5 protein-coding genes and 1 pseudogene are annotated in these 11,252 nt (G+C 51.2%); 1 reads left to right on the top strand and 5 read right to left on the bottom strand.

Translation table 11 applies throughout. The features are described 5' to 3' along the window. From IKB43_07680 to IKB43_07665, 4 genes are all read right to left on the bottom strand, one after another. A partial coding sequence (locus IKB43_07680) for an InlB B-repeat-containing protein (protein ID MBR2470012.1) occupies positions 1-3,312 on the bottom strand: 3,312 nt, incomplete at its 3' end. Between the two features lie 132 nt (positions 3,313-3,444). Then, a complete protein-coding gene (locus IKB43_07675; GenBank protein ID MBR2470011.1) occupies positions 3,445-4,782 on the bottom strand; it encodes a T9SS type A sorting domain-containing protein in 1,338 nt (445 codons plus the stop codon). 6 nt (positions 4,783-4,788) lie between these two features. Further along, positions 4,789-7,029 carry a cellulase family glycosylhydrolase gene (locus IKB43_07670; protein ID MBR2470010.1) on the bottom strand — a complete coding sequence of 747 codons (2,241 nt, stop codon included), beginning with the start codon at positions 7,027-7,029 and terminating at the stop codon, positions 4,789-4,791. 242 nt (positions 7,030-7,271) lie between these two features. After that, entirely contained in the window at positions 7,272-7,709 is a 438-nt protein-coding gene (locus IKB43_07665; GenBank protein ID MBR2470009.1) for a hypothetical protein, read from the bottom strand. A gap of 35 nt (positions 7,710-7,744) precedes the next feature. Between IKB43_07665 and mltG the strand changes: the two are divergent. Continuing rightward, positions 7,745-8,815 (top strand): annotated as a pseudogene (gene mltG / locus IKB43_07660) (endolytic transglycosylase MltG). Positions 8,816-9,019: 204 nt separating this feature from the next. Here mltG and IKB43_07655 read toward each other — a convergent pair. Then, the coding region (locus tag IKB43_07655; GenBank protein ID MBR2470008.1) for a hypothetical protein at positions 9,020-11,252 on the bottom strand (2,233 nt) is incomplete at its 5' end.

Raw genomic sequence — 11,252 nt, 5'->3', positions numbered from 1 at the left:
GGCCTCTCCCGTAACTTTAGCCAAGGTCGGGTTCCAGCCTGCGAAGGCATAGGTGTACTGGGCCGAGGCCTTCTTGGTGGGATTTTCAGCAAGCTGAAGGCTCTTGGCCGGAGTGCCGTATTCGTATTCCGCCTTCGTGAAAACTGATCCGTCTTCGTTCAGGTAGGTAATGGTGTATTTGCGCTTGAAGCTCTTGTAGGTGGCAGCGTAAGTGGCGTTGCCCGTGACATCGGCAATCTTGGGATCCCAGCCGCTAAACTCATAGGTGTATTCCTCGGTAGCGGGCTTTTCGGGTGCCCGAGGCTTTACAATGTCGGCCGCGATGGTACCGTAGGGATACGTAGCAGTGTGAATGACCGTGCCGTCTTCGTCCTCGAAAGTTACAGTGTACTTGTTCAGCGAACTGTCCACCACGGCGGTATAGGTTGCTGCACCTGTCACAGCTACGATTTCAGGATTCCAGCCTACAAACGTATAGGTGTACTGGGCCGTGTTGGCCGGGGTCTTGCTTTCGGGGGCCCCAGGCACCGTACCATACTCCACCTCTGCCGAGGTCTCTGTACCGTCACCGTTCACAAAGGTGATGGTGTACTTGTTCTTCGTAGAGGTGTAGGTGGCGGTATAAACGGCATCTTCCGTCACCGCGGTCAAAGTCGGAGTCCAGCCCGCAAAGATGTAGCTGTACTGTGCATCGTTGGCAGGCGTCTTGCCCGCAGGTGCGACAGGCGTTTCGCCGTATTCCACCTGGCTACTGCTGGATGTACCGTCACCATTCACGAAGGTCACAGTATATTTTTTCTTAGTTCCCTTGAACTTGGCCGTATAATCCTTATCCTGCGTAACAGCGACAATTTCCGGATTCCAACCATCAAATGCGTAGGTGTAGCTGGCATCGGCCTCCTTAGTGGGCGTTGCACCGGAATATACAGGCATTGTCCCGTAGGCTACAGATTGCGTAGCCAACACGGCTCCGTCATTCAGGAACCTGATGGAGTAGTAATTTGTCACCTCGCTAAAGACAGCCTGATATGTCGCATTTCCTGTCGCTGCAGCTAATGCCGGATTCCAGCCCTGGAATGTATAGGTGTACTGGTCCGTTGCCGTCTTTGTCGGTTCAGCCCCAGTATACTCAGGGATAGTACCCTGTTCCACTTCTACCGTCTGCAAAGTGACATTGCCGTTCTTGAAGGTAATGGTATAAGTCTCAAGAGGACCATTTGTCTCAAAGGAGAAATTGCTAATGGTTATCTCTTCCCAACGATTACCGGGCATACCAAGGGTAAGCACCAAGTACTCCGAGGCATTGGCGGTAAAGGAACAGGTAACATGAGTCGTATTGCCACCTGTCATCGTCGCAATATCGTTGCAATAGCTCCCGACAACCACCGTCATATTCATTTCCTGGCCACCTGAACCCTCCGTAGCATCAAAGGACAACGTGTAAGATTCTCCGGAAACAACGTTGCCCAGACCCTTGGTCACAACACGGGCGGCAGCATACTCGTTGGACTGACCGATAGTCACACTACCATTGTTATTGATGGTCAACTGGGTGTTGGAATTCCATTCCTCCCCAACGGAACTAGAAGACACCATCGAGCTGCTGGATACACTCGAAGACGAGACGGAACTGGACGAAACGCTGCTGGAAGACGCCACTGAACTGGAAGAAACGCTTGAAGAGGAACGTGCCGAACTGGACGAAACGCTGGAACTGGACTTTGCCGAAGAACTGGAGGCTGCCTCGGGCAACCCTTCGCAACGGACATTGTCAATTTCCAGAGAACCCGTGGCACCGGTGGTCCCGGAAACCTGCCAACTGAAAGCCTTCACATTCTGCCGAGCCGAATTCACATCAACAATCATTTTCGTCCAGTCGGGCTGGGTCATGGAAGTGAGTGTCACCGTTTTCTTGGTCCAGCTATTTGTCGTGGCGGCAGATGCCTGATGGTATGCATAATCTGTCACCAAAGGAGACTCCATACGCACCGAATGGGCGGCACCCTTGTAATAGTAACTGATACTTGTACAAGAATTCAAATTGACAGTGCTCTTGTCTGCAAGCAAGTCAACCGTTATACCCACCTGCGGGTCATATGACAAATTGCCCTTTTCCAATGCATAGGACGCCTTTAGAGCCTTCGAAGAACTATACCCCGTGGAGAAAGACGTCGTGACAGTGGACTGTCCACCATCATCGGCATCAGTATACGCGGACCACTCACCGCCCCATTCAGAAATTTCATTGCCGTCTTCAAAGTTGTCGATGAGTGCGGTCAAATTGCTGGGTGTGGGTGCCGCCGACGAGCTGGACGGCCTGCTAGAAGAACTCTGTGCGGTTGAACTGGAAGAATTTCCTCCGCCACCGCCGAGAGAAATGGGATGCTGTGCCGCAAATTCATAAAAACCATCACCCGGATCCTGAATGGTTATGCCGATGACACCGTCAGAAATACGGCTATTCAGGTTATTCACGTTCATCCAATCCTGATAATCATTATTACTTGTACCACCTACACCATAACCGTCATCAGCGATAATCTTCTTACCTCCCATGGCCTCGCTGGCCTGGGCCCATGTCATCGTGTTTCCATTATCACCACGAATGCGATTTTGATCACCCTGCGTACGACCACCCGAAGTAAATAGGTAATCCACCTTAGACGCGTCGAATTTGGCATACCAAGTAGTGACAAAGTCGTTCATCCATGGGGAAATATCTACTGCTATTTTGGCATTGGGGAGTTTGGACTTGATTGCATTTACAATATCATTAAAGTACTTACCGCAAAGGCTATCGTCAGGAATGCCGCCACCGACCTGATTAAAGTTAGAACGGGCATCTCCCGAGGCGGAATACTGGAAAAAGTCCGGTTCAATAAGCCAGATGGTGGTTCCAGACGTTCCAAAATCATTCGCTACTCCTTGTGCCATTTCCGTATAGCGCGAAAGGATTGTACTCCACTGCGTACGGATAGTTTGTGCCCCGTTGGTGCAATGGTTGGGCGATCCCACATCGCAATCGACATATCCCAAATGCTTATCCCATTCCGCAATCACATATGCATAAAATACCGGCGTCAGGTTATAGGTTTTAGCCGCCTTCAACATCTCCCCTTCCCAATAAGGATTGTATATATCACGGCTGCCATCACCGATATACATTGCCAAATGGGAAAGGCCCTTCCCAGACAGATTAACGCCTTTAAGTTCACCTTTCCATTGCCGCCCATAATTGAAATGACTTTCGTCAAAGGCGGCGAACGCAAACGCCGCCAAAAGCGACAGCGCCAAAGCAAAAGCTTTCTTCATAACAACACCCGTGTATTTCCCATGTATATTCGTATTAAAAATAATTTCAAAACTCTTTTTTTCCTTGTAAAAAAATGTAAAAGCCCCTAGTCGCAAGGACCAGGGGCAACGACATCTTTTAGGCAAAAACGCTTAATTTAGCGTGATTTTGCGGTTTTGCACCTGAGTGCCGGACTTGACCCGCAGGATATAGCTACCGGCATTGAACTTTGTAAGCTCTACAGCACCGGATACCTGGATGAAGCGAGCTAGCGGACGGCCCTGAAGGTCGAACACCTCAACAGTAGCCTGGCCACCCTCAATCAGGAGCGTACGGCCATTCACGACCACAGAAACGGGGAACTTCACAGCCCCGCGCAAGGCCATCGTCGAAGAACCACTGGAGGCCGGAGTCACGGCACTGGAGCTAGAACTCGGACTACTTGTGCTAGAATTAGATGTTTCATTGGAACTGGAGCTAGAGGCCGCAGAGGATTCCGGCTCCACCACGGTCACCTGGATTTCATACGTGGTCCCGTTGACATTTATCTTTTCGTTCCAATCACCGGCCTGCAGCCACTGTGTCGACTGAGAATTGCTGATGGTGAGTGTATTGCCCACGTAATCATAAGAAAGCCACCAAATGTAGTACGTCTCCTTGGTAAACGAAGTCACATTCGTAAACGTAACCGTCTCAAATTCGGCACCCTTGACCACATTTTGCGTAAGGTTTCCGGTGACAACGACTCCGGTAGAAGCGCTGGAAGCAACAGACGAACTGCTCGTTTCGGTACTGCTGCTGGACACCTGAGCAGAACTAGAACTTTCGCTCAAGGGAATTTCGTTATAGGTGGCAGTGTAAGAAGCCTTGCCCACAACTTTTTTCAGTTCGGGATTCCAGCCCTTGAATTCATAACGGTAAGACTTACTAGGTTCACGAGTCGGCTCGGGTCCGCCATACACAGGAACCTTTCCATAGTTCACTTCGGCCCACCACAGTTCCGAATTGTCGTAATTGAGGAAGGTAATCTTGTAGGCATTGATTGTCTGAACGATATTGGCCGTGTAGGTGGCGGGGCCTGTAACAGCAACAATCTCCGGAGTCCAACCGCCAAAGCTGTAACTGTACTGAACATCATTCTTGGGCAGTTCTACGCTTGCAGGAGCCTCGGGAATTTCACCTTCTGCCACCTTGATCGTCTGGATAACCTTCCCGTTTACGACAAACTTGATATCGTATTTTACTACTGCCGCTGAAGAACTAGAAGGAGCTACAGAAGAACTGGACAGCACCTCGTGACCATCAGCCAACTTCAGGGAAAGGTTGGAAATTGTCACCGATTCCCAGCGGGAACCTGGCATGGTCAAGGTCAACACCACGTTTTCGTTCTTGGTAGCCTTGAAGGTACAAGTATAGGCTTGAACACCTTCGCTTGCATCCAATTCCACAGTGCCACTGCAATAGGAATTCAACGAAACGGCCATGTCCATGGTGTTCTACTGGATAGAGGCATCAAAACTCAAGGTGTAAGACTTGTTGGCTTCAACCTCGCCCAATCCCTTAGTTACTACGCGGTCGGGAGTCCATCCATTCGACTGACCAATAACCGCGTCACCATTGCTATTGACCGTAAGCTGGGTGTTGGACTGCCAATCGTTGCTCACGGAAGCGGAACTTGCTGCAGCTGAGCTTGCAGGAGTCTGCGAAGAAGAACTGACGGAAGACGAACTCTGGACAGAACTGCTGGAGATGTCGTTTACAGTCAGCACCATTGTGTAGGCCGTTCCGTTCACCGTAAAGTTTTCACGGAAGGTTCCCAAGTTCGCACTTGTGGGAACAACAGCGTCCAAGGTAAGTACATTGCCGGAACGAGTCATATTCAGGTAATAGACATTCTGAGAATTCCTCTGGAAGCTATTGACATTCGTAAAGATTACCGGGCTTATAGAGCCTCCACGAAGCACCGTCTGCGTCAAGTTTCCGGTAATCACCAGCTTGGCGCTACTGGAAGAAGCTACGGAGCTAGAAGATGGTTTTACACTAGAAGAAGACTGTACGGAACTAGAAGACGGTTTCACGCTAGAAGAAGACTGTGCCACACTGGAGGAACTGGCCTCCTTAAGGCCCAGGCACTTCACGTTATCTATCTGCAGGGTGCCGGTAGTACCTGAGGTTCCTTGGAACTGCCAGCTGAAAGCGGTAACGGCTTTACGCACATTGGAAATATCCGCCGGCGTGCCCCAACCCGTTTCCTGAGCCAAGTCGTCCCAATAAACAGTCTTGGTTTTCCAACCGGAGCTTGCATTTGCCGCAGACTTGTGATAATTGAATTCTACATCAATAGTGGATTGGACTCTAAAGTCATGTGCATCACCCTTGTAATCGTACTGGATCGCCGTACAAGCCGATAAATCTTCTGGAGTCACTTCATCAGCATTGGCCGAAACCACAAGGCCCGCAAATGGGCTATATGCATAATTAGCCTTACTTAAAGAATAATTCACTTTGATGGCCTTGGAAGAGCTATTGCCTGCAGCCATGGAGGTATCTATAGTAGAGCGACCGCCGTCCTTATTGTCGTTGTAGGTGGTCCACGGGCTGTTCCAAAGAGAGGTGTAGTTGCCGTCTTCAAAATTGTCCACTACCAGGGGCTTGTTGGTGCCTCCCTGAGAGGCGGAAGAATTCGGATTGCTCGCCGAAGACGTGGGATTGGAGTTGCTAGATGAAGGAGCATTTCCACACTTCGTGTAAGACTTGGGGAGCTTGGAGAAGATGTTGGTGTTCACCCACTGGCCACTATTGGAATAGTTCCAGGCGCTGCCACTAAAGTAAGAGGCTCCCTCGTTCTTGTTGGAAACAGACCAGTTGGCACCAGAAAGTTTGTTATTATTCATCCATTCAAGCCAGCTAGAGGAATTACCGCTGACTCCGCCACCACCGTCTGCATTCACCGTACCCCATTCGGAGACAAACACGGAAAGGCCATTATTCATGGCTCGGTCGGCATTTGCGCCTTCGCCACCCACAGAGTGGGAACCCGCATAGAAGTGAAACGTGTAGGCCACGTTATTCTTGGAGTCGCGAACCGTATTGTTGATGGCATAATCGGGGTGCTGGTCCCAATCAGGGTTACCCACCAGCACCAAGTTGTCGGAATACTGGCGGATGGTTTCGATGACGGATTCCGCATAAGTCTTGATGGTACCCCAAGACTGAGAAGTAGGTTCGTTGAACACCTCAAAAATCACGTTGTCATAGCCGCCCCACTTCTGAGCCATGTAGCTGAAGAAAGTCTTTGCGTTGTTGACGTTATCGCTAGCCTTGTGGCTATGGTAGTCGATAATCACATAGATGTCATTGTCGATAGCCGCCTGTACCACGGCATTCATCAAGCTCTGGTATTTGTTCATGTCACTGAAGTAGTTGCCGGAACCCCAGTTCTCGTCTACACCCATAGGAGCGCGGATAATCTGGATATTCTGCTTTTCTACTAGACCTTTCACAATGCTGGATGTCCAGAAAGGGGAACCCACGTCGCTAGAAATAGCCCAGAAGAGACTCATGCCCTGCACGGCCACTTCTTTACCAGATTTAATGCCCTCACAGGAGCCGTAAATCTGGCCTTTGCTGCCGGCCTTGCCGGCCATCAGCTGGCCATACTGGCTTACGGGGCCCACGCGCCCGAAAGAAAGGGAAACAAGGCACATGGCCAGGAGAAGGAAAAGAGTCCTTTTCATACAATACCCATCTCTAGATTTGTGATATATACCGTCTTAAAAATAATTTCAGAGACAGCATTATTCAAGTCAAATTATGGTAACAATCTGTTGCTGATGTAAACACGACACATTCTATCTTGTCTTGGGGCACCACAATCGAGCACATTCTTTAATAACAAAAAACACCCCAGCGCAAGGCCGGGGCTATCTCTAACAGATCCTCGCCTTTGCGAGGATGACAATGCTGCTACACAGACAACTTAGTTTTCGTTGTTGTGCATTTCCATCTGTTCGCGGTCCATCGTGTGCTGCAGGTATTCCTTGAAGTCACGGTCGATGTTCACACCGTCGAAGTCGATGTCATCGTTTTCCAACACGAACACGGCGCTGGGGTTATCGAGCCAGCCGACCACGTCCACGCCTTCCAACTTCATGGACTTGTCGCCAGCGGCCTGAGCAACGTATTCCACCTTGGACTTGGCCACCCAGCCCTGGCCGCAGTTACCCTTGACCAACACTTCGGTGTCACCGTCCTTGACGATGGTAAGTTCGTCGTTAAAGCCTGCGGTGCAAACCACAGATCCACCGCCCTTTTCCTTGGTCAAGTCGATATCGCCCAGTTTGGACTTCACTTTGTTCGGGGCAGCAAAAGCAGCAGCCACCATCAGGGAAAGAGCAACAAATAAAACCTTTTTCATGTTATTCCTCAATAAACATGGTAAAATATACAACTATGCAGTAGGAATATACCTTTTATTTTGGCAAATTGGGAGATTTTCTTTTAAATTTTTACGATATGAAGAAGATTTTTACCATTTTCGTGCTTTTGCTGGTCATTTTGGCGATTTTTGCCTTTTTTCAAGGAAAAAAACGCATAAATGCGGTATCCGACAACCAAGAAACCGTGCTTTTGGAGATTCCCAAGGGCAGTTCGGCGGCCAAAGTATCTCAAATTTTACAAGAAAAAGGGGTCTGGAAGGACGGACTGGCATTCAAGGTCCGGAACAAAATGGACAAGCCAAGCCTCAAGGCAGGATGGTATGAAATCCCACCACGGCAGACCCTGGAACAGATTTTCGCCCTGCTTGCAAGCGGCAAGAACGCCGTACGCAAGGTGACCATCCCCGAAGGTCGGGCTAGCTGGGAGATTCCCGCCTACCTGAAAAAGGCGTTTCCCGACTTGAACGAGGACCGCTGGAACAAGTTGGTCCAGGACCCGAAGTTCGCCCAGTCCCTGGGCGTAGATGCAAACTCCTTGGAAGGCTACCTGCTGCCCGACACCTACCCCTTTGCCATCGATGCAAACGAAGAGACTATCATCAGACAGATGGTGGCAGCAAACCTGAAGGTACGGGACGAGATGAAAGGAAAGCCAGGCTCCAAGTGGGCGACTCTCGGCAACTGGCACAAGGTGCTGACACTTGCTAGCGTAGTAGAAGAAGAAACCGGTAAGCCCGACGAGCGGTTCTTGATTGCAGGCGTTTTTCACAACAGGCTTGAAATTGGCATGCCCCTGGGGGCCGACCCCACAGTGCGGTTCATCTTCAGGAACTTGACCGGGCCCATCTACAAGAGCCAGCTCAACAGCGACAGTCCCTACAACACCCGCAAGTTCAAGGGCCTGATGCCCGGCCCCATTTCTAATCCGGGTCGCAAGGCCATTGAAGCAGCACTATTCCCCGCCGACACAAAGGCACTTTACTTTGTTGCAAAAGACGACGGTTCGGGCACCCACTTCTTCAGCAATACACTCAGCGACCACAACAAGTTCAAGGACGTAGCGGCGAAGAATAGGGGGGAGTGAGGTGTGAGGTGTGTGGTATGAAAAATGCAAGCGGATCCTCGCCTGCGCGAGGATGACGAAGAAGGTTCGCGAGGATGACATCTCTTGAGACCCGCGACCCTAATACCTACAGCCTACAACCTACTACCTAGCCCCTAGATCCTAGATCCTAGACCCTAGATCCTAGCCCCTAGATCCTAGCCCCTAGATCCTAACCCCTAGCCCCTAGAAACTATAATTCCCGACGCGGACAAAGAAGGTGTAGTCCATCACGTCACCCAGCTCGTCGAGAGTTTCGCGGTCCACCAGGCGGGACATTCCCGCAGATACTGAGATGGACTTGTACGCGAAGCGAAGCGTCGGTTCCAGAATAAACTTGTCCGCACCGAGATGCGCCGTCGGATTCTCTTCGAAATCCCGCACGTAGGCGCCAAACACCCACATGCCGAACATTCCCTTGTGGAGCCCGAGGTTTATGCGGACGAGTCCATAGTGATGGCTTAGCAGTTCCGGATTGTACCATTCCCCGGTCCAGGGGGTGGCCGCAACACGCCTGCGGTAGAAGTTATCCATGGGCTTGATACCCGTCGACTTTGGGTAGACATAGCCGTGTCCTTCGTCGTGGAACGTATCCAGGCCGCCGCCCAGGAAAAGCCCCAGCGTCAAGAAAGATACCGGTGAGCGGCTGGCGTACATTTCCAGAGAAAGCTTGTGGTATATGGGAATCAGGTCCGCAATGTCAATCTTGTAACGCACGGACTGGAGTCCCCATTCCAGGAACAGGGACTGTCCGCCATACGAGAAGAACGGATCGGTATCGCCTTCGGCATAACGGTACTGGAGAGACGGTGAAACGGGCCATGTTTCCAAATCGTCCATCCGGTACACCTGGGCAAAATCAATAGTCCTGTCTCCCAACATGAATGTAAGCGATGTCACCTGGTGGGCTGTCAAGTGGTAATCTACCCACATGTTAAAGTCGCTTCGTTTTTCTCCGCGAGGCGTCGTGAAATACGCATTGTCTTCCAGGTAAGATTCAAAAGGCCGCAGGGTCTGCCAGTCATAGCGGAGCCCTACCGACCAGTCCCTGTTCCACAGGCGGGAAATTTCCAGCTTGGGACTTACGCCGTATGACCTTGGGCCTACGAATCCCGAAACCCCGAGGGCGATATCCATCTGGTTCACGAAGGAGAGCGTCACATCGCCGTAAGCGTGTGGCCCGATAGCATTGGACCCGAAACCGCCCACAGAAACATCTACCGTCGGGGCGACCTTCGCCCCCACCAGCACGTTTCCCGTCGGCAACATGTCAAAGGAAACGGAATCGTAGGCAGGCTCCTTGGAAATTTCTTTCAAGAAATTTTCGGGCGCCACCATGCCCGTGTCGCTTTCGTTCCAATAAGAGGCTATAGTGGAATGTGTTTCTGCAGACAGGCTGTCAAATGACGGTTTGAACTTGAACCATGGGGCAGCCACCTTCTTGAAAGTCAAATAGTCCAGCGAGTCGTTCCTGAAAGGGATTAGTTCCGTAGCGTGGCGTTCCAAGGCAGAGAACCCCGCCTGAATCCATGCCGTATAAGAAGAATCCGTAGCGTAATGGGCGCGGAGCACCACCCCCGACTCCTGATAAGACAAACTCTGCAGGGGCTTTTCGAAAAGGATACGCTGCCAGGGAGAATTCCAGGACGACACGGAAGCAAGAGCCACCCGGGGGATGCCTACCGAAATAATGGGAACCTGGTCGTAAACATCTTCATAGGGTTCCGCAAGCCCCGGACACAGTTCTCCGGAGTTGTAGTTTTCAACCAGCGGGAGACTCTTGAACACATACTCCGAAGTATTCCATTGTTCGCCGTTACAGCCAAGCACCGTAAAGGGAATCACCGCCCCGCGAGGTACTCGGTTCATGGCTTCTTGAAAGCGGAGCTTTGCAAGGGCATACCTGTGGGCGGAAGTATCCGGTTCAAAGGACTTGGGAATTTTCCGCAAGGTCATGGACGAATCTGGCTGCAACGCAAAACGGTAACGCAGGCTGGGCACGCCGTCGGGAGAAATGGGCCACCTGGCCTGCTCCTGCTTTTTATTGTACAGGTCGTCGAACATATTGTGGCCCACGTAGCCCTGCAGGTACGGGTCCAGCAGCACTCGCTGGATATCGTCCAGGGTCATGCCGTGAGTCCAGAGGTAACCCACAAAAGCGCCCCACGACGTACCCACCACGGAATCGATACGGACCTTGTAGGTTTCGATGGCATAGAGCACGCCCAGGTGGAACCAGGGAGAACGCTCGCCGCCGCTGAGGTAGAGAACGGATTTCTTTGGGGCTGAATTCGGAATTCGGATTTCGGAATTCGGATAGCCTGAATCGGAAGGACTGATTTCGCCTGTCGACAAATCTATGGTTTCGCATTTCCACGATGTGTCGGGGGAAGCCTCCCCCTCGCTCCCGCCGCATGCC

This window comes from Fibrobacter sp. (assembly GCA_017503015.1).
Classification (GTDB): Bacteria; Fibrobacterota; Fibrobacteria; order Fibrobacterales; family Fibrobacteraceae; genus Fibrobacter.
Note: the sequence above shows the minus strand (reverse complement) of the source record. Positions and strands in the feature narration are given on the sequence as shown.

Bases quoted from the DNA above. Each gene is read 5' to 3' on its own strand.
- IKB43_07675 (MBR2470011.1), bottom strand. From the start codon at position 4,782: ATGGACATGGCCGTTTCGTTGAATTCCTATTGCAGTGGCACTGTGGAA.
- IKB43_07670 (MBR2470010.1), bottom strand. From the start codon at position 7,029: ATGAAAAGGACTCTTTTCCTTCTCCTGGCCATGTGCCTTGTTTCCCTT.
- IKB43_07665 (MBR2470009.1), bottom strand. From the start codon at position 7,709: ATGAAAAAGGTTTTATTTGTTGCTCTTTCCCTGATGGTGGCTGCTGCT.